Genomic DNA, 19,015 nt, shown 5'->3' with positions numbered 1-19,015 from the left:
ACCACGCATATAACCAATTGTTGTTTTCCGGTACTGGCTGTCTCGTAGCGAACCCACGAAGCGTGGATTGCTTTATGTTCGTGTTTTAAGCAACGGATCGAGCAGGCTTATATAACGGAAACTTGCACCATTCTGGTACTCCGTTTAGAGAAAATCAGAATCTTGAATACGAAAATATTCCCGGATTCCCGTTGGGCCCGTCACTAATACGGTAATACGGCCATCGTGCGATCCTTTATTGCTCCGCTCCCGCAGTGCTTGGTCGATTTATGCGGGCTTGCATGGCGAGCCTGTACGGGCTATCCCCCCTTCAGCAGATCCTCAATCATCACAGGCAGTCGCCGGACTCGTACCCCCGTCGCATGGTAAACGGCGTTGGTGATCGCCGCTGCAATCCCCGCCAGACCTATCTCCGCGATACCCCGCGCGCCCAGTTCGTTGAAAATCGTATCGGGATGGTCCAGGAAGGTGACGTCGAGCGCGGGCGTGTCCGCGTTCGACGCCATGATGTAATCGGCGAGATTGCTGTTGATTGGCGCACCGGTCCGTTCGTCGTAGCTCGTGTGCTCGAACAGCGCCATGCCCACACCCATCACGATCGCCCCTTCAATCTGGTTGCGCCCTGCCTTTGGGTTGAGGATGCGCCCCGCATCGATCACGGTGACCACGCGGCTCACGCGCAGTTGTGCGATCTCCGGTTGCCACGTGACCTCGGCGAAATGCGCGCCGTAAGAATGGATGGAAAATTTCTTCTTCAATGGATCGTCGAAACCGCCCACGGCACTGCCGCTGCCCGACGCCGCGTGCATCTTCGCCACCACCAGTATTTCGCCGAACGGCACGCCGCTTGCCGGTGTTTCACCCTTGCGATGCACCCGGCCTTCGCTGAACGCCAGCGTGGCCGCATCGGCGCCTTCGAACGGTGATCCAGACACCGCCGCAGCGCGTGCGAGCACCGTGCCGATCGCCGCGCGAGCGGCATCGAAAACGGCTGGAATCACCGAAGCGGTCGCGGCCGATCCGCCGGATATCGGTCCTGGCGGTAAAACGGTATCGCCTAGACCCACTTCTATCTTGTCCAGCGGAAGCCCCGTTTTCGCCGCCACGAGTTGCGCGAGAATAGTGTAAGTGCCAGTGCCAATATCCTGCGTGCCGCATACCACCCTCGCCGTTCCGTCCGCGCGCAGGTCCACTGTGGCTTCGGCCGAGAACCTGAGCCCTAGCCAACTGCAGGCACCCACGCCCCAGCCCAGCGTCAGGCCATCGCGCTTCATGGAACCGATGCCGGGCGTGCGCTGGGCCCAGCCGAACTTGTCGGCGCCCGTGCGTAAGCACTCCACCAGATGACGCGATGAGAACGGCAGGCCGCTGCTTTCATCGACCCGTGGTTCGTTCATGATGCGCAGCTCCACCGGATCGATACTCAGCTTTACGGCGAGCTCGTCCATGGCCGATTCGAGCGCAAAGAGTCCCGGCACCGCGCCCGGTCCGCGCATGGCCGTAGGCGAGCCTACATTGCGCGGCACGGTGCCCGAGCTCACGCGCAGGTTCGGCGTGCTGTACAAAAGCGGCGTGGCTTCGCCGCAGCTTTCGGAATACGCATCGAGGATCGAGGTGTGGTTCAGGTAGTCGTGGCGAATGGAGGTGAGCGTGCCGTCGGCGTTTGCCCCAAGACGTACGCGTTGCTGCGTCACTGGCCGATGTCCAACGTTCTGGAACATCATCTTGCGGCTCAACACGAGTTTTACCGGGTGTCCTGTATGGCGTGACGCGGCGGCAGCCAGCAGCGAATGCGGCCACATCCACAGCTTGCCGCCGAAGCCCGAGCCCAGATAACGCGAGATGACCCGCACCTTTTCCTTCGGCAGGCCGAGCATCTGGGTCAGCGTGCCCTGGTGGTTCGAGATCGCCTGAGATGTTTCGTAGAACGTATAACTGTCGCCATCCCAGTGCGCGACAGTCGCGTGAAGTTCGATCGGGTTATGCGTCTCGGCCGGCGTCACATAGGTTTCGTCGAGCTTGACCGGCGCGCTATCGAAAGCGCTCGCGGCGTCACCGCGCTCGCTTTCGACCTTCGGCTCCTCGTCGCTCGACAGAGTGGTGCTTACATCGTGCGGGGTGGTTTCATAACCGACCTTGACGGCGGCGGCCGCCGCGCTCGCGGCTTCGAACGTATCCGCTACGACCAGCGCAACGTACTGGCCGTAATAGCGAATGATGTCGTCTTCGAACGGTGGACGCGCCTCGTCCACATAACCGGTATCGATTGAATTGCCGGAGATCCGGTAGAAGCGGCCAATGTTGCCGCGATGCAAAACCGCGTGCACGCCGGGCATGGATTCAGCGGCGGCGAATTCGAGGGAGACCAGCTTGCCGCTGGCAATGGTGCTGCTCACCGGGACCGCATGCAGCAAGCCCGGCAGGTCGACGTCCGACGTATAAGTGGCTTCGCCGCTAACTTTCAGCGGTCCGTCGATGCGCGAGTGCGGCCGGCCGATGACCGCATGCAGGGAATCAAGCACAGTAGACATTGGGTGAGTTCCTTTCGACGATATCAGGCGGCGCGGGTTGCTAGCGTCAGCGCGTGGACCAGGCAACGTTGCGCCAGTTCAACCTTGAAAGCGTTGCCGCTTTGCGGCCGGGCGCCGGCGAGTGCGTCCGCTGCGGCGCGCCTGAAGCTTGGCGCGTCCGGCGCTGCAGAGATGAGCGCGGCCTCGGCCTCGCGCGAGCGCCAGGGCTTCGTGCCCACGCCGCCGAGCGCAATACGCGCATGGCTGACGCGGCCATCGGTCACCGTGACAACCACCGCCGCGGAGGCCAGCGCGAACTCGTACGAGGCCCGGTCGCGCAGCTTCAGATAGAGAGACCGGCTGCCTTCTGCTGGCGGCGGCAACGTGACATGAGTGATGAGATCGCCGGGTTCAAGCACCGTTTCCCGTTCAGGCGTGGTGCCGGGCAGCAGGAAAAAATCGTCGATGGCGACGCTTCGCTCGCCTCGCGTTCCCTTGATATGAACCACGGCTTCGAGCGCCGTGAGCGCCACGTTCATGTCTGATGGATTGCTGGCAATACACGCATCGCTTACGCCAAGGATCGCCAGGGTGCGGTTGAAACCGCTGATTGCCGCGCACCCCGAGCCGGGTTCCCGCTTGTTGCAAGCCATGGCGGTATCGCGGAAATACATGCACCTTGTGCGTTGCAACAGGTTGCCGCCCGTCGTCGCCATGTTGCGCAGTTGCGCCGACGCCCCGGCAAGCAACGCCTGCGACAGAACCGGGTAAGCGTCGCGAATCAGGGCATGGTGCGCGAGATCGGCATTGCGCACCGTGGCGCCAATCTTCACGCCGCCGTCCGCCTGCGCTTCAACGCCATTCAGCGGCAAGCGGCTGATATCGATCACGCGGCCGGGCCGCTCGACGTTCAGTTTCATCAGGTCGAGCAGCGTCGTGCCGCCGGCAAGGAAACGCACGTCGGCGCCCTGCTGTGCAGTATGTGACGCGGCACCGGCCTTGATCGCGTCCTGCACGTCGTTCGCGCGGGAGAGCTGGAACAGTTCCATGTCGGCGCTCCTCAGGCCTTGCCGCGCACGATCTGGATCGCGGCAACAATGTTCTGATAGGCGCCGCAGCGGCACAGGTTGCCGCTCATGGCTTCGCGGACGTCGGCATCGGAGGGGCCGACCGGCTCTTCAAGCAACGCGACCGCAGACATGATCTGGCCGGACGTACAGTAGCCGCATTGATAACCGTCGCATTCGACAAACGACGCCTGCATGGGATGCAACGCGCTGGAGTTGCCGATGCCTTCGATTGTCGTGATCTCGTCGCCCGCATGATTGGCGGCGAGACACAGGCATGAATTCACGCGGCGTCCGTTCACATGGACGGTGCACGCGCCACACTGGCCGTGGTCGCAGCCTTTCTTCGTGCCAGTCAAGTGCAGGTGCTCACGCAACGCGTCCAGCAGCGTGGTGCGAGGATCCAGCATGAGCGCGTAATTTCTGCCGTTGATCGAAAGTTCGACGGCAATAGTGACGGGTTCGATCGATTGCGTTCGCGCATGCCGCGCGGGCGCGCCGGATTTAGGGCCGACGGTTTCGTCGATGAAACGGGTTGGGGATGATTGATCGTGCACGGCGGAAATCTCCTGACTGTTGGGACAGGGAGAAGTCGGTCACGTCGCAGATACGCTCGTCAGGATGCCGATGCGGTGCCGGTACCGGAGGGATGCGGATGCGAGCCGAGCGGGGCGCGCTTCGTTGACCAACAACGTGGCTAGTAACAACGGCACTAGTATAGGCAGTCGTTCCGGAATTTGCTGAACCTGCTTTGACCACGCGTGCGGTCCGGCATGCCCTCAGTTCTCGCGTGGCCGCCAGCGACCGCGCGCGCGATTTTTCGATCGGTCTTGTATTCATCTCGAAGGGAGCGAGTCGTCCATCACGTCAGAACCCGCGTGCGTATCCTCCCGAACCATCCGCTTGAACGCCGACAGTACGCGTGAGCACGTCAGGGTTTAACGCCAGACTCTCTCCTTGAATGGTGCCGCCGGAACAAGCTGAGCATCGTTCTTGATAACAAGATAATTTATCTGTACAACGAAACTTATTGAATAGGTACGTGCTGCCTGATCGAAATAGTGAGTGAAGGAATATAGGGGATGTTGCTGGCGCTGTCTTTTGCATAGGTAATCCCGAGCCAGGCAATGGCGTGCGTTTGGCACATGCCGCTGAGGGCCGGCATTGCTTGATGACAATGGTCGAGATGCTAGTGTATGAACAGATCCCGCGGTCTTTTTCTAGTTTCCCCTCGCAACACGCCGCAATACTTCAGCGGCGCCGGCCAGGACTGACCGAAGAAGAGCCGGTATCGAGCAAGGCCGTGTCCGTAAACGGTGGTAACACGACATCGGAGTTTTATGACGACCGGGTTCCCGAAGCGGGACGGGTTGAGTGTGAAGTTCTGAGGTTTTTCAAGCAACAGGTTTTGTCGCGCCTGAGCACGGGACTACGCCATCATGGTTGAACCCTCAACCGGTTTTCAGCAAAATGCTTCCAGTAAAGAGGCGTAAGGGTTGTGGCCTTTGCTGTAACACGCCTGCCGAGGCATCCAACTAGACTATCTTTCAATTCAGCCCGGCGTTCTATCAATGTTCATCCGGGAATATATTGTGCATGTCATTTTGGTGCCAGGCGTTAGCGGGCTAGCGGTGCGAGGTTCTACGGGAAAGCGGGACCAACGTCGGCGGAACTACGCAATCGAAACTCTCGCTTGCCACCGAACTATCACGACCGTGACGCTATTCAAGCCATCCCATCTTATGCGTAACCCTGTGTAAAGGCGTGGAGGTTAAATGGATCTGCCAATCGATAGCACACCCCACATTTATCCCCATGCCTTCTCAGTGAGTGCGAGGGACCGAGCTGAGTTGCTTCGACAAACTCCCGGGATCATCTGGTTCACGGGGCTCTCTGCGGCTGGAAAATCGACCATCGCGAGCGCCGTGGAACTGAGTCTCCATAGGAGCGGCAAACACACCTTTCTATTAGATGGGGACACTCTGCGCACCGGGCTATGTCGAGACCTCGGTTTTTCCAACGAACATCGACATGAAAACATCAGGCGCGCAGGAGAAGTCAGCCGACTGATGGCTGACGCCGGTCTGCTGGTGTTGGTCTGCGCCATCTCCCCCTTTGCCGCCGATCGGGAACTGGCACGAGCGATTGCCGGACCTCACCGGTTCATGGAAGTACATGTGCATGTACCCGTCGCTGTTGCAGAAAGACGCGATCCCAAAGGGCTTTATAAGCTGGCAAGACTGGGAGCGATCAAGAATTTCACGGGTATCGATTCCCCCTATGAAGAACCGGCCAGCCCGGACATTCGCATCAATACCACCCAATGTTCCGTAGCCGACGCGGCGGCCTTGATTACTCACCGGTTGTGCGGCCCCTGAGCAGCTCTTTCCCAAACAATCCGCTTCAACCACGAGCCGATCGACAACGTGGTTACTCACAACGCGAGAACGAACCGGCAGACCCGCAATCAGCGTTGTTCCAGGCGCCGCTGGCAATGATTGGCTGAGGTATGTTGCCTATGTTGCATGCCCCGCCCGGGGCACGTTCAATGCACATTCAATGCGTGCTCGAGGTTGCAGACGGATCGAATCCGGCCGCTACCAGCGCCTGATGCAGCGTCTCGAAAAGTTGCGATGCTCCCAGCACTGCGGTAATTCCGTGACGCTCCATATCGGCTCGCAGATACTGGCTGACGCGTGCAAACAGCACATTGACACCGCGCTGCTTCAGGCCCTCGCAGAACTCGGCAAGTGTCCGGGCCGCCGAATAATCGAGGTCCGTAATAGCGCCCGCGTCGACGATGAACCAGTGGACCGTCGTTGGGGCGCGGTCGAGCAGGCGGCGCACGTCGTCGACGAAAAAATGATCGTTCGCGAAAAACAGATCGGCGCCAAAGCGATAAACAATCAGCCCGGGCGCCGTCTCGGTGCCCGGTGTGGCAGGCACGGGAGCCCAGTGTCCGCCCGCCGCCGGAGTGGGCGCAAGCATCATGGTGTGCGGATGATAGCTATGGCGCACATGGCGCAGCAACGACAACGCGACCGCCAGCAGTATCCCGTCCTCAACACCGATCACCACCACCGCCAGGGCCGTGACAAGTGCCAGCGTGAGTTCTCCAGGGCTTTCACGGCGGATGGCGTAAAGGCTCTTGACATCGATCAGCCCGATCGCGATCGTGAACACAATACCCGCCAGCACGCAGTGCGGAAGATACTGCAGCCACTTGCTGAAGAACATCAACACCACGCCGACCACAACCGCAAACACCACTTGCGCAAACTGGCTGCGTGCACCGGCACGATCGGCCATGGCGGTCTGGGTCGGACTGCCATTCACCACGAACGCCCCAGTCACGGCAGCCACCGCGTTGGCTGCCGCAATCCCCAGGATGTCCGCATCAGCGTCGACGGGTTCGTGATAACGCTCCGCAAACACGCGGCCCGCCGCGACGCTTTGCGCGATGATCATCACAAAACACGAGGCGGCCACGGGCAACAGGCTCAGTGTTTGCTCCCACGTGGCAAGCGGGAAGCTTAGCGCCGGCAGTCCACCCGCGACCGGCCCGACGACCGCGATTCCGTGGCCGGCGAAGTCGTAGATATAACTTGCCGCTATGCCGCCAACCACCGCGAACATCGCGACTGGAAGACGTGGCAACAGGCGTTTGAAAACGAGAATACAGCTCACCACTGCGACCGATATACCCAGCGTTGGAAGCGAAACGTGAGCCAGTTGAAGGGCTATCGATTCGATCTGTACAAGCGTGCGCGACGACCCTGTGGCCACGCCGAGCATGTCGCCCAGCATTGCGACGCCGACCTGAACGCCGACGCCGGCAAGGAACCCGAGCAAGACCGTGCGGGACAGGAAATCAGCCAGGAAACCGAGCTTGAAGATCCGGGCGATCAGCAGCATCGCGGCCGTTAGCAGCGCGACGACCCCGGCTAGCGCCATGTACTGTGCACTTCCGACCGTCGCCATGGTTGACAGGTGGCTTGCGAAAATGGTCGCCGTCGCCGAGTCCGCGGCCACGACCAGGTGGCGGGACGCGCCGAAGAGCGCGAATGCCAGCAGCGGTAAAAATGCCGTGTAAAGACCGGTCACGGCCGGCATTCCCGCTATGCGCGCATAGCCCAGCACTTGCGGGATATCCATTGACGCGAGGGTCACGCCGGCCAGGAGATCGCGGAGTGCCGCAACGCGGCCAAGCGGCAACACGCCCCCTAATAACTTAAAGCGCATTGTGCGTCCCCGAACGATGTTGCATGCAATAGTGCGATAAAAATAAAGGTGTCATGGCGCATCGTGCCGCAAGTTGATTTGTAAGAGCAAGGTTTCTTGATGAATGCGTTGCACGGCCGGACGCCATCGCCCTCGATTCTGGGCATTAGAAAAGCGCCGTGTTATAAAACGGGCTCGTGTTGGAGGTTGGTCGCGACGAGGGCGACATGCAGATGAGCTTTCTGAAACAAGGCCTGCTTTACGTTCATTACAGAACAACGTGTACCGCCAGGACCGCGCCGGAACCGCTGCAAGCCAAGGCTCATGCATCACCCGGCCTGCGGCCTTCGGTCAGGCTTTCAGTCAGACCGCCAGTCAGACCGTCCATGACGTCCCTGCTCTTTCTCGTGCGCGGGTTGTATCGCTACCTGCTGTTCGCATGCTGTGGGCTCCCGCTTGCTGTCCTTCCTGCTCCGGCCCGGGCACATCCGCATGTGTGGATCAATTATTCGATGGTCGCCCAGACGCAGGGCACGCTGCTGGTTGCCATGCAGCAGACCTGGATCTTTGCGAAAGGCTTTCCGTTTTCGTTGGTTGGCGATTTTTCCAACATGCCCAAGTCCGGTCCGCTCAATGCCGGCTACACGGCGACGTTCAAGGCACAGGCGTTCTCATTGCTCAAAAGCTCGGATTATTTCACCCATGTTTTTGTCGATGGCCGAGCGGTTGCCGTGGGAGAGGCGCGCAACTTCAGTGTCAGCATCGAGCAAGGCCATGTTGTTTACCGGTTCCTTTTGCCGCTTGTCAAACCAGTGGACTTCAAGCGTGAGCGAGTCACGCTCGGTGTCTGGGACGAGACGTTTTTCGTCGACTTTGAAAGCGCGGCGCAGCCCGTGTTGACGCTCAGTGCGGGCTCTCCGCGTAACTGCAAGGCGGCGTCGTTCGAGGACCACGATCACCCTATTTTCGGCGGCTCTGTCATCCCTCTTGCGAGCAGGCTATCGTGCTGACCCGCTTTGGTAACCGGCGCGGTCGTGGACATCGCAGGATGATTGGCTTCTGCCTCGCCGCTGCCGTGACGCTTGCGACGCAGGGTGTTATTGCTCAAACCACGGACGTCTTCGGACGTACGTCGACTGGCGCGCCAAGCGCGGCGAACACCGCGGACGCGCCTCGACCCACGCCGGTAGCCATGCCCTCGATTATCCGCGATGCCGTCACGGCCAGCCTCCATTTGCAAAGCAAGCTGAACGAAAAGCTGCAAGAGACGCTCGCAGACCAGCGCAATGAATCCGGCCTTTTCGCCACCTGGATGATCGTACTGTGCTCGTTCGCTTACGGGGTGTTGCATGCGCTTGGGCCCGGGCACGGCAAGGTTGTGGTCAGCGCGTATCTGGCGTCGCGCCGGGCACGTTTTATCGATGCCGCCTTGCTCAGCGGATGGAGCGCGCTGGTGCAGTCCTTGTCCGCGATTGTTCTTGTCGGCGGCGCGGCATGGCTCTCCCGCGAGGGCCTGCCCGGCGTGTTGACGCAGGCGTCGAGCCTTGAGTTGACGAGCTACGTTGCGTTGCTCTGTGTGGGCGTTTGGTCGTTATGGGCAATCTCGACGCGGCGCGATTGTTGCGACACGGATCGCGTGGCGCTCATTCCAAAGAAACGCGTGAGTCTCTTCGAAAACAGAAGCGCTTCGGGCGATCAGGACGAAGCGGCATATCTTGGCGTAAGCCTCGCTCAAAGGCGTTCGCGTGCACGCTGGGCCAGAACTGACGCTGAACGCGGAACGTTCCGGGCTAGCAGCCGGATATTCCTGACGGGCATAGCAGTCGGTGTACGTCCGTGCGCGGGCGCTATCTTCGTGTTGATTGCGGCGCTCGCCAACCACGTATTTATCGTCGGGGTACTCGCGTCCCTGGCAATGGGCGCAGGCGTCGCTTGCACGGTCCTGGCGATCGGGATGGCGAGTTTATCCGTGAACCGCATGGTCTCGAGCGCTGCAGTTTTCAGGCGGCAGAAAGTCGAGCGAATTCGTTTCGGCCTGGCGCTTGCCGGTGCGATTTTCATCACGGCGTTTGCGGCATGGCAAGTCTTTGCACTCGTGTCCGGGACACAGGCAGCATCGCTCGCATGATGTCTGACCGGGTGACTGCTTCAAGCGGGCCAAGAAAAATTTCATACGGGGTTGTGATGCGAATGTGCCGTCGGATAAGGGCATCGGCTGCTGCGCTTTTGCTACTGATCATCGGGATAGGTGCGTTGTTCGCACCAGTCAGCGCGCGTGCCGCCGATTGCCATGCCGGCACGCTTGTCACTGTTGTTGCGCACCTCGACGACGACCTGCTTTTCGTCAATCCGGGCATCAGCGACAAGCTTGAGGCCGGCTGGTGCGTCACGACCGTGCACCTGATCGGCGGTGCCAACAGCGCAAATTTCGACTACGTGAAGCTACGCGAAAAGGGCACGCGCCTCGCTTACGCGCGCATGGCGGGCGTGGCAGATGACTGGATCGAATCGACTGTCATGTTCGCCGGCAAACCTGTGCACCAGATGGTGTTGAAACAGCAGCCGAGGGTGACCCTGCTGGAACTGCGGATGCCGGGTGGCGCAGTCCGCGGCGGCAAGGTGCCACTAGGCCTGATGTGGGACCAGGGCGAGACCATCAACACCTATCCGATCAACAACGACGGCTCCAATGCCACGCACTATGACCGCGCGGAGACGGTCGCCACGCTCAAGCAGATCCTCGCGCCGGCGACCTTGATCTACACGCTCAATCCGGACACCGTGCCTTTCATCGAACACCCGGATCACATCTATTCCGCACGTATCACGCGCGTAGTTGCCCAGAGCCTCAACCGGAACATTCCGATTGGTTATCACGTCACCTATCCGACCGGCGGCATGCCGAAGAACCTGAGCGCTGGCGAGACCCAGATGAAGCGCGATGACGTGGCGTCCTACTTCGCTATCGATGGTGACGACAACGGCGAGCATGTCTTCGGCGAATACCAGTGGGACGGCAATTGGGTGGCGCGGCGTTACTGGACCGAGTCGAGCTCGAGCGCGGCCGGCCTGGAGTTCCGGCCGCGCTCGAGCAACCTCGTCAACGAGTACTCGAGCCAGTGCCTGACCTCGGCCGGCATGAACGGCAAGCCGACGCTCGCCGGTTGCTCAGGTGCGAAGACACAGGACTGGCACTGGCAACCGGTGCCGGCCATGCCGGGCACCAGGAACAATTCGCAGCTCGTCGATGAATCCACGCAGCAGTGCGTGGCCGAACGCGGCGGTGACCTGATTGAAGAGCCCTGCAATAAAGACGAGGCGGCTCAGAAATGGACACCGTGGGATTTCGGTCTTGTGTACACCCCACTCGGCCATTGCCTCGCCGGGCATAACGGTGCGTTGTCGGCTGGGCATTGCTCGTCGCTGACCGCGGAATCGCGATGGGCGCCCACGCCTCATTCGCAATGGACCGACCTGCGGCAGGACGGGGCAATGTACGGCAACGTTCGAGGAACCGTGGATGGTGACAAACCGGTCAGTACGGTTTATGTTCAGCGTCGCCGGGACGGGCCGGGCTTTAATGTATGGGTAGCGGGCTTTTCGCGGTTGCCGACTGCCGCGCCGTGGTATCTGAACACGGTGCCGTTCAACCCGCATGCCGGCACCCCCACGTGCGCCGGTGACACGCTCTGCTTCGACAGTGTGCGTTTCCTGCTTGGTGACTTCGAAGGTACGGGCCGCGACGACCTGATGGTGGTTGCACCACGCAACGGCGGCACGGCTTTCTGGCTGATGCGCAGCACCGGCACGCGCTTCGAGGCACCGCGCTTGTGGTACCAGACCTCCTCCGCGCTGACGCCTGCCACCGCGCAGCAATATGTAGCCGGAGACTTCGATGGCAGCGGCCGCGCCGGTGTGATGATCGCGCAAAAGCGCAGCGATGCCACACTCGATCTTTGGGTCATTGCCAGCGAGGGTTTGACCGGGCAAGCGCCGGCACTTTGGATGAAAGCGAGTGGGCTTAGCGCGAATGCGCGCTTCCTGCCGGCTCACGTGGCCGGATCGCGGCACACCGGTTTGATTGCGGTAGAAACCGTGAATTCGGCGATGGCCGTGACGCAGCTTGCCAGTTCAGGCAGCGCGTTTACCGGCCGCTTGCGCGGCAATACCTATGCGGAGTTCGCACCCGCGTTCGCCAAGGTGATCGCAGGCGACGTGGACGGCGATGGTATCGATGATCTGGTCGTGCTCCAGCCACGCGGCGACGGACCCAATATCAATGTATGGCGGATGAGGGGCGGCCCGATATTCGGCGACCCGGTCAAGGTCGGCACTATTCGTGAATCGTCGTATGCCGACGCTATTCCTGCGCTTGTACGGCGTAAGCGTGGTGAAACACTCATGCTCTTCAAGCGCGCGAATGCGAAGCTCGGCGGATTCTATTTCACGGGGGGCGCACCGAGTCTTATCGGATATGACCTGGATACTTCGTTCAAGATGGGTCCGGCGCATATTTGGGGCGACCTGCCGGGCTTGTTTTCGGAAGCGCTATGGATCAACACGCTGTCGCAGTGAGGAGGCCGCATTGATGCGAAGCCTCCGGGCGGCTACGCCAGTCTGATAGCCACTACGCCTGGCAAGATGATTGCCGCAGCCGCGGGGCCGCCCCATCCACGATGGTATAGGACGCTATCACTATGGCGTTGACCAGCGCGAAATAAGTAATGTGAATCACGACCGACGCAGCCAAATAAGGCCACCTTGCCGGGGGCGTCGCTTGTTAAGTGACAACAAAAGCCTGCGGGAACTGGACCGCGGGGAGATATGTTTACGTTAGTCTACGGCATATCATCAGTATTCCTATATACATAGAATCTAACCGTCCCGCGATCCATCCCCTGTGTCGCCCTTCGCCTTGATTATGAAGCTTGGTCCTGCGCGTGCTCAGCAGCTTGTTCAATCAAGGCCGCTACTTCCTTGGGATGCGACTCATACACCGAGTGACTCGCGCCGGCAATCTCGACGGTATGGCTATGGGCACGAGCCGCGTACATCCGTTCCAGGTCGGGATTGATGATCTTGTCCGATTTCGCGACCATGTACCAGCTAGGTTTCACCTTCCATGCCGGATCGGTCATGGCAGTTGAGAAAACTGCGGCCGACGTCGGCATCTGCGCGCTGGCTTCAAACTTAGCTTGCTTCAGCGGCAGGTCCGCTGCGAAGTCGCCGGGGTAGTTGGCGGGATCGAGGAACAGGAAACCATCCGGTGTTTTCACGAGCGGGTGTGCGGAATTCGGAAACTTCTTGCCGTTGCCAACCTCGGTCTCGCCGGTGTCCAAGGCATGAGCCGCAATGTAGACCAGGCCGGCGACATGGGGATCGTTTCCAGCCGACGTGATGATCGCTCCGCCGTAGCTATGGCCGACCAAAATGGCCGGGCCGTCCTGACGGTCGAGAACACGTTTTGTGGCGGTTACGTCTTCCGCAAATGACGTCAACGGTTCCTCGACCAGGGTCACGTTATAGCCGTCCTTGGTCAGGATGTTGTAGACAGGTCTCCAGCCCGAGCCACCAACAAACGCGCCGTGGACCAGCACGATGTTCTTGACGGGACCTTTAGCGGGTTGAGGCTGTTGAGCCATGGCGCCAACCGAAATGAACGCACTGGCAATGATCGACAAAAGTAACGTAGCGCGACGGATTTTCATTTTTAATTCCTGGGAAGTTTGTGGTTTGCAATGGGACGAACACGCCCACCCGTCCCTCTATTCCCGTCGCGATAAAATATTTTTTGGATTGGCCCTTCGCACGCAACTCGCGCTACGTTCTATCCGATGTCCTTGGTCAGTGTTTTGTAAGCAGCGCCTGATACAAGAGCGGTAACGCTTGTCAACGTCTGCTGCGATCAAGACCGCCCCATGAACCGGAAAACCCTCTCCGACCGTGGACACACGGACAATCATCTTTTGGAGTTGGCATGGCACGCCCGGCAACAGGGTGACCTGACTGCGGCAGAACACGCCTATCGTAGCGTGCTTGAGCGGGATGATCGCAATGGTGTGGCTCACAACAACCTGGCGAATCTCTTGCGGCAATGCGGCCGGTTCAGTGAAGCCGAAGCGCACTATTGTCGCGCACTCAAGCAGATGCCGGATTCCGCGGAGATCAGGAATAACCGCGCTGGTACGCTCGAAAGACTTCATCGGTATGAAGAGGCGGAAACCGACTATCGCCGTGCGCTCGAACTGAAGCCCGATTTCGCCGAAGCCCGCTTCAATCTGGGGATGCTTCTTCTGTCGGCCGGGCGTTATACGGAAGGCTGGCAATACTACGAAGCGCGATCGGAAGCGTTTGGAGAACACGGGCAGTTGCCCTTCCCTCAATGGAACGGCGAGGAACTGAGCGGCAAGACCCTGCTGCTCTTTCCCGAGCAAGGATACGGTGACACCATACAGTTCATCCGTTACGTGCCGCTGCTTAAAACACGAGGCGCGGCAAAGATATCGGTGATCTGCAAACCGGCACTTGCGCCCCTTCTGCGCACGGTGGAAGGTATCGATGCACTGATAACCGACCCTCAGACACTTCATGTTCACGATTACTGGGCTTCGCTGATGAGCCTGCCCTGGCGAACGGGTACGACAGTCGAGTCGATCCCGGCGAGGATTCCTTATGTGGGTGTATTCACCAACCGCATGGAGATGTGGCAAGCACGCTTACCCGGCGACGGCTTGCGCGTGGGGCTGGTTTGGAAAGGTAACGCCGAGCACGACAACGATGCCCAACGATCGTTGAGCCATTTTTCCGATCTGGCGCCACTGTGGTCCGTCAGTGGTGTTCGCTTTATCAGCCTGCAAGTGGGGGACGCCGAAACGCAGGCCGATGAATGCAAAGTGCTGCAACCCGCTCTTTGCCTGGGACGGGAGCTTCGCGATTTCGGCGATACCGCGGCTATCGTCGCGCAACTCAATCTTGTGATCTGCGTCGATACAGCGATCGCTCACGTGGCCGGTGCGCTGGGCGTTGCATGCTGGTTGATGTTGCCGCAGACAGGAGTCGACTGGCGCTGGCATCGGACGGGAACCGGGTCACCCTGGTACCCCAACGATATGTATCTGTTTCGCCAGCGCCAAGAGGGGTGGCCGGCCTTGATCGACGAGGTGAAATGTGCTCTGGCGGACATCATGCGAGGCGCGCGTTAGCCGAACGTTGAACGCCGCTAAGCCCTATTCATCGTTAGCCTTGGCCGATTCCTTCGCCGCCAGGGCAACAAGATGTTTTGCTTCCCAGCTTGAGGCATCGATCGTGGACGCTTGCGTCGCAGTGTCTGCAACGCAACTCCAGTCACCAAGCGCACGGCAATGCCACGCGTGATGCAACAACGCATCGCGTGTATGTTCGCGGCTGGCGAGTTCGGTGCGCATCTGTTCTAACTGACTGCTATCTCCACCGCTCGCCGATATCCCGGCGAGACGCCGACGCGCCACCGCCAGATTTCCGCCCTGCAGCGCACGATCGAACGCGCTGACATCGGACGGCGATGTTCGCGCGGTTTCATCGTTGGCGTTCTGGCGAGCATCCTGAGAGGGCCGCGCCGCCAAGACGCTGTTGCCTTGACCGTGCCCCTGCGTCAGCACCGGTCCGCTTTGGACCAGCGGCCCTGTTGCCGGCAAGCGCGTTGCATCCGTTTGCCGGTTGTAGCTGATGCCCGCAAGATACGGTTGGGCAATGGCATAAGCCACCAGCGCACCGGCACCAATCGCGCACGCAATTGCAATGCGTGCCCCGCGCCGTTTGCTTGCCCGATCGGAAAGCAGTGCGGTTTCCGCCAGTCCCGGGTATGCGCCCCGTGAACGCGTGCGACGCAAGACGCCGCGAGAACTACCTTTATTCGCATTCGAAGAGGAAGAAAAATTCGCCAGGCGTTGCATGATGGTCGGCGTATTGCCGCATCGGCTGCATGATCGCCCACCATCGGAATAGGTGTTGCCGCATCGCTCGCAGGTGGTCCATGCAATGTGGTCAACTGACTCAAGCACGCGCATATGATTCTCCATCACTTACCTTCGGGGGTTCATTGGCTGCATCAGGAACTTTTACTCAAAGTCACCGGGATCGGTCGAATCGTGGGCTTCATCACTGGCTGCACGCGTGGGTATTCCCAGCTCTTGCATCAACCGGTGCAGATGCACACGCGAAATGCCAAGGCTACGGGCGGCGTCGACCACACGGCCCTTGTGCACGAAGAGCGCGACCTCTATCGCCCTTCTGTCTGCTGACGTTCGTGCTTCACGAAGCGAGTTCGGCGCGAGCGCAACATGCTCCGCCAATTCAAGGTCATCAGCGGTGATGAACTTGCCTTCGGACAAAATGATCGCGCGGCGGACACGATTGATCAGTTCCCGGACGTTCCCAGGCCAGCCATAGTTATGCAACGCTGCAACAGCGTCCGGCGCGAAGCCATGGATCCTGCGCGCGCGTTCATCTTTAAACCGTTCGAGTGCGTGCATTGCAAGCTCGGTGATGTCTTTTCCCCTCACGCGAAGAGGCGGCTCCTTAACCTGAAGCACGCAAAGCCGGAAGAAAAGGTCTGCTCTAAACCTCCCCTCCTCCACGGCAGCTTCCATGTCCTGGTGCGTTGCCGTGATCACCCGTACGTCCACGTCGATAGACTCGAGGCCACCCAGGCGTTCGATCTTGCGTTCCTGGATAAAGCGCAGCAACGCAGCCTGACTCTCATGCGGCAGGTCGCCAATTTCGTCGAGGAACAACGTTCCGCCATGTGCCTGTTCGACTCGCCCTATCTTGCGCTGTGTGGCGCCAGTGAACGCTCCGCGTTCGTAGCCGAACAATTCTGAATGCAGGAGATCATGCGGAACGGCGCCGCAGTTCACCGCCACGAAAGGCATATCGCGGCGCTCCGATTGCGCGTGAATCATCTGCGCGGTCAACTCCTTGCCGGTTCCTGACTCGCCCGAAATAAACACGGTGGCGTCGGTCGCGGAAACCTTTCGGATGGTCCGATGAAGCTCCAGCATGGCTTCAGATGAACCTAACATGCCGCTGCTGAACGCATCCTTGAGATCCGGCGGTTCAACCTCGGAACGAAGAACCTCCATACCAATGGCCCGCCCAACGATATTCACGATCCGCTCATGTGATGTCGGCAGCGTTACAAAATCGAAGCAATGTGTCGCAATAACGTCTCGAACGGCCGTCCATTTTCGCGTCTCTTGAGATACCAGCGCCACCCAAGCCACCAACACGGAACGTGAGAGTTGTTCGACCCTTGCGATCCGGCCTTCGTGGATACCGTCTGTCAGATCGAGCAGCCCGGCCATGGGCGCACGCGCCAGCTTCGCTACTGTGTGAGCGCCCATGGCCGGCACGACAAGCCATGCGCGGTCACCGAGGCGCCTTAGAAGCGACTCGTTTGGATTTCCTCCAAGGTAGAGAAGCGTGCGATGAGCGCTGTCCATGTTGTAAGCGATTCTCTGGTAGACCCTTCTTTACATCTCTTTAGTCTCGCCGGCACGCTCGCCATTGGTTGCCCACAATTCATCACCGGGATCGGTTCGCGATGCAGATGCGAGTTGAACGAGTGGAAGAACAGAGGGAACAACCCATAGCAGGCCGCATGCACGGCAAGCAGGTAACAATCGAGGTAGCAATCGGCTCAATCGGCTCAATCGGATTTCTCGTCTTGTCGCCATCCTAGCGGGGCGAATTCACGACAGGTGAAACCAAAAGTTAAGTTGCGTTTCCGTTGATGAGAAAACGTCGAGAGATGTAACGAGATCTATCAAGAGACGTGTAAAGACAATGCGTAAGCGTTGCTTAAGCATTTGTTGGACCTTAGTCGAGCCTTAGGCGCGCCTTACAGTTACATCGCCCGAAGGGGAGCCTTCAGGCTGGATGCTCGAATGATGGAGCGAGCGCATTGCCGCGCGAGTCGTTCCGCTGCGCTTTCAAACCTGCGGGCGCGTCAAGAATTCACAAACCTTGCGATACAGCTGCTTCACGCCCGGACTCACATCGAGTGCGCGCAGGCATCCATGTACGAGTCCTTCCCCAATCCAAAGATAGCCTTCCCCACCGGCCGCGCGAATCCGCTCAACGTAGACGCGGGCGTCGTCACGCAGCGGATCATGTTCAACGCCAATGGCTAATGTTGGCGGCAAGCCACCGAAATGGGTCGCGTCGAGCGGCGTCATCTGCGGATAAGGCTCCCTGTCCTGCCAGTACAGCTTGCGGTACGCGTGGACGTCGGCCAGCGTGAGCATTGGGGCGTTAGCCTCAGTATCGCGCGCTGGCAGCTCGGGTTCGCGTCCGAGCGCGGGATAGATTGCCACCACACCCGCTACCCCGGCAACACCCCGGTCACGAAGAATGGCCGCGACGCTGGCGGCAAGATTACCTCCGGCACTATCACCGACCAGTTGCAGCGGTGCAGGAAGTCTCGCAAATGGCAGCGTGCCGTTGATTGCAGCAAGCGCCACTTCAATGCAGTCTTCGTGCGCGGCCGGCGCGGGGTGCTCGGGCGCCAGCCGATAGTCAACTGCAACCACGTGCATGCTGGTATCGGCCGCAAGACGCGCGGTAATTGCTTCGTGGCTATCGAGCGAGCCGAGGACATAACCGCCGCCGTGAAAATACAGCACGGTGCCTGCTTGACCCGTGGCATTCGCCTTTCGGTACAACCGCAAGGGAATGCGATGTCCCGCGACAGAATCGAGCGCGGTTGTTTCAATGACCAATCCATCGGGCAGCGCAGGCGTAAAAGCCTTCGCGTAGTTGTCGTACAGAGTGCGTTGCCCGGCAATTGTCATGGTGGCCGTGTCCGGCGGATACATCTCATAGGTCTGTCGTACAAACTCCGTTATTTCCGCTTCGAGCATCGATTTTTTATCCGTGGTTAAACTTGTCCATTCAACGCGTCAAGCAATTTTGCTTAGGTATCCGACGTAATATTCATACCCTCCCTTAAAATTTCACTATATCCGAAATAGCCGTTGACGGTTTTGGAGGCCGCCTTTGCGTAGTAGGCGGGGCCTCCTGCCAACCATGGCCTTATTGTTGTTGTTTTGGTACCGCAACGTCAGGTCAGTGAGACTGACATAACTTACAAGCTCAAACTATCGGTGTATTGCCCGCTTACGACTGCAAGTTGACACCTTGCGACGCCATCAAGGCGCTGGGAATTGTTCGAATGGGCTT

At 59.6% G+C, this 19,015-nt stretch carries 13 protein-coding genes; 5 read left to right on the top strand and 8 right to left on the bottom strand.

All coding sequences use genetic code 11. From position 1 onward, the window contains the following. Positions 1 to 299 precede the first annotated feature (299 nt). Genes SBC1_RS31065 through SBC1_RS31055 form a run of 3 tightly spaced genes read right to left on the bottom strand, consistent with a single transcriptional unit; the run spans position 300 to position 4,134 of the window. Positions 300 to 2,531 (bottom strand): xanthine dehydrogenase family protein molybdopterin-binding subunit, encoded by a 2,232-nt coding sequence (locus SBC1_RS31065; RefSeq protein WP_165104111.1) that lies wholly within the window; start codon positions 2,529 to 2,531, stop codon positions 300 to 302. A gap of 23 nt (positions 2,532 to 2,554) precedes the next feature. After that, entirely contained in the window at positions 2,555 to 3,559 is a 1,005-nt protein-coding gene (locus SBC1_RS31060; protein ID WP_165104109.1) for a xanthine dehydrogenase family protein subunit M, read from the bottom strand. 11 nt (positions 3,560 to 3,570) lie between these two features. Beyond that, a complete protein-coding gene (locus tag SBC1_RS31055) occupies positions 3,571 to 4,134 on the bottom strand; it encodes a (2Fe-2S)-binding protein (protein WP_206366127.1) in 564 nt (187 codons plus the stop codon). Positions 4,135 to 5,352: 1,218 nt separating this feature from the next. On the opposite strand from SBC1_RS31055, the gene cysC reads away from it, so the two are divergent. Next, positions 5,353 to 5,955, top strand: a complete 603-nt coding sequence (cysC, locus tag SBC1_RS31050) for an adenylyl-sulfate kinase (protein WP_165104106.1) — start codon at positions 5,353 to 5,355, stop codon at positions 5,953 to 5,955. Between the two features lie 178 nt (positions 5,956 to 6,133). Here cysC and SBC1_RS31045 read toward each other — a convergent pair whose 3' ends face one another. Then, positions 6,134 to 7,819, bottom strand: coding sequence for a SulP family inorganic anion transporter (locus SBC1_RS31045; RefSeq protein WP_165104104.1), 1,686 nt, complete (start codon positions 7,817 to 7,819; stop codon positions 6,134 to 6,136). 365 nt (positions 7,820 to 8,184) lie between these two features. Here SBC1_RS31045 and SBC1_RS31040 point away from each other — a divergent pair, with 365 nt between their 5' ends. The 3 genes from SBC1_RS31040 (at position 8,185) to SBC1_RS31030 (ending at position 12,373) form a co-directional block, all read left to right on the top strand. After that, positions 8,185 to 8,808 carry a DUF1007 family protein gene (locus SBC1_RS31040; RefSeq protein WP_165104102.1) on the top strand — a complete coding sequence of 208 codons (624 nt, stop codon included), beginning with the start codon at positions 8,185 to 8,187 and terminating at the stop codon, positions 8,806 to 8,808. Then, the gene (locus SBC1_RS31035; RefSeq protein ID WP_165104100.1) at positions 8,802 to 9,926 is read left to right on the top strand and encodes a nickel/cobalt transporter; all 1,125 of its coding nucleotides are present in this window, start codon (positions 8,802 to 8,804) and stop codon (positions 9,924 to 9,926) included. Before SBC1_RS31040 ends, SBC1_RS31035 begins: the two co-directional genes overlap by 7 nt. Before the next feature lie 125 nt (positions 9,927 to 10,051). Then, positions 10,052 to 12,373: a hypothetical protein gene (locus SBC1_RS31030; protein ID WP_370469668.1), complete on the top strand. Its 2,322-nt coding sequence runs from the start codon at positions 10,052 to 10,054 to the stop codon at positions 12,371 to 12,373. A 344-nt stretch (positions 12,374 to 12,717) separates the two neighbouring features. Here the strand turns inward: SBC1_RS31030 and SBC1_RS31025 are convergent, their stop codons facing one another. After that, complete coding sequence (locus SBC1_RS31025) at positions 12,718 to 13,506, bottom strand: alpha/beta hydrolase (protein WP_165989112.1); 789 nt, start codon at positions 13,504 to 13,506, stop codon at positions 12,718 to 12,720. Between the two features lie 210 nt (positions 13,507 to 13,716). On the opposite strand from SBC1_RS31025, the gene SBC1_RS31020 reads away from it, so the two are divergent. Continuing rightward, on the top strand, positions 13,717 to 15,000 hold the full coding sequence (locus SBC1_RS31020; RefSeq protein WP_165104094.1) for a tetratricopeptide repeat protein: 1,284 nt from the start codon (positions 13,717 to 13,719) through the stop codon (positions 14,998 to 15,000). A gap of 24 nt (positions 15,001 to 15,024) precedes the next feature. On the opposite strand, the gene SBC1_RS31015 is transcribed toward SBC1_RS31020, so the two are convergent. From SBC1_RS31015 to SBC1_RS31005, 3 genes are all read right to left on the bottom strand, one after another. Next, a complete protein-coding gene (locus SBC1_RS31015) occupies positions 15,025 to 15,843 on the bottom strand; it encodes a hypothetical protein (protein WP_165104092.1) in 819 nt (272 codons plus the stop codon). A gap of 51 nt (positions 15,844 to 15,894) precedes the next feature. Continuing rightward, on the bottom strand, positions 15,895 to 17,277 hold the full coding sequence (locus tag SBC1_RS31010; protein WP_165104089.1) for a sigma-54 dependent transcriptional regulator: 1,383 nt from the start codon (positions 17,275 to 17,277) through the stop codon (positions 15,895 to 15,897). 489 nt (positions 17,278 to 17,766) lie between these two features. Next, on the bottom strand, positions 17,767 to 18,696 hold the full coding sequence (locus SBC1_RS31005) for an alpha/beta hydrolase (protein ID WP_165989110.1): 930 nt from the start codon (positions 18,694 to 18,696) through the stop codon (positions 17,767 to 17,769). Positions 18,697 to 19,015: the final 319 nt, after the last annotated feature.

Origin of the sequence: Caballeronia sp. SBC1, assembly GCF_011493005.1 — a bacterium.
Classification (GTDB): domain Bacteria; phylum Pseudomonadota; class Gammaproteobacteria; order Burkholderiales; family Burkholderiaceae; genus Caballeronia.
The sequence above is the reverse complement of the archived record's forward strand: the minus strand, read 5'-3'. Positions and strand labels throughout refer to the sequence as shown.

What these genes read in the sequence shown, in the direction of transcription:
- SBC1_RS31065 (WP_165104111.1), bottom strand. Translation starts at nt 2,531, where the DNA reads ATGTCTACTGTGCTTGATTCCCTGCATGCGGTCATCGGCCGGCCGCAC.
- SBC1_RS31060 (WP_165104109.1), bottom strand. Translation starts at nt 3,559, where the DNA reads ATGGAACTGTTCCAGCTCTCCCGCGCGAACGACGTGCAGGACGCGATC.
- cysC (WP_165104106.1), top strand. Translation starts at nt 5,353, where the DNA reads ATGGATCTGCCAATCGATAGCACACCCCACATTTATCCCCATGCCTTC.
- SBC1_RS31045 (WP_165104104.1), bottom strand. Translation starts at nt 7,819, where the DNA reads ATGCGCTTTAAGTTATTAGGGGGCGTGTTGCCGCTTGGCCGCGTTGCG.
- SBC1_RS31040 (WP_165104102.1), top strand. Translation starts at nt 8,185, where the DNA reads ATGACGTCCCTGCTCTTTCTCGTGCGCGGGTTGTATCGCTACCTGCTG.
- SBC1_RS31025 (WP_165989112.1), bottom strand. Translation starts at nt 13,506, where the DNA reads ATGAAAATCCGTCGCGCTACGTTACTTTTGTCGATCATTGCCAGTGCG.
- SBC1_RS31020 (WP_165104094.1), top strand. Translation starts at nt 13,717, where the DNA reads ATGAACCGGAAAACCCTCTCCGACCGTGGACACACGGACAATCATCTT.
- SBC1_RS31015 (WP_165104092.1), bottom strand. Translation starts at nt 15,843, where the DNA reads ATGCGCGTGCTTGAGTCAGTTGACCACATTGCATGGACCACCTGCGAG.
- SBC1_RS31010 (WP_165104089.1), bottom strand. Translation starts at nt 17,277, where the DNA reads ATGGACAGCGCTCATCGCACGCTTCTCTACCTTGGAGGAAATCCAAAC.
- SBC1_RS31005 (WP_165989110.1), bottom strand. Translation starts at nt 18,696, where the DNA reads ATGCTCGAAGCGGAAATAACGGAGTTTGTACGACAGACCTATGAGATG.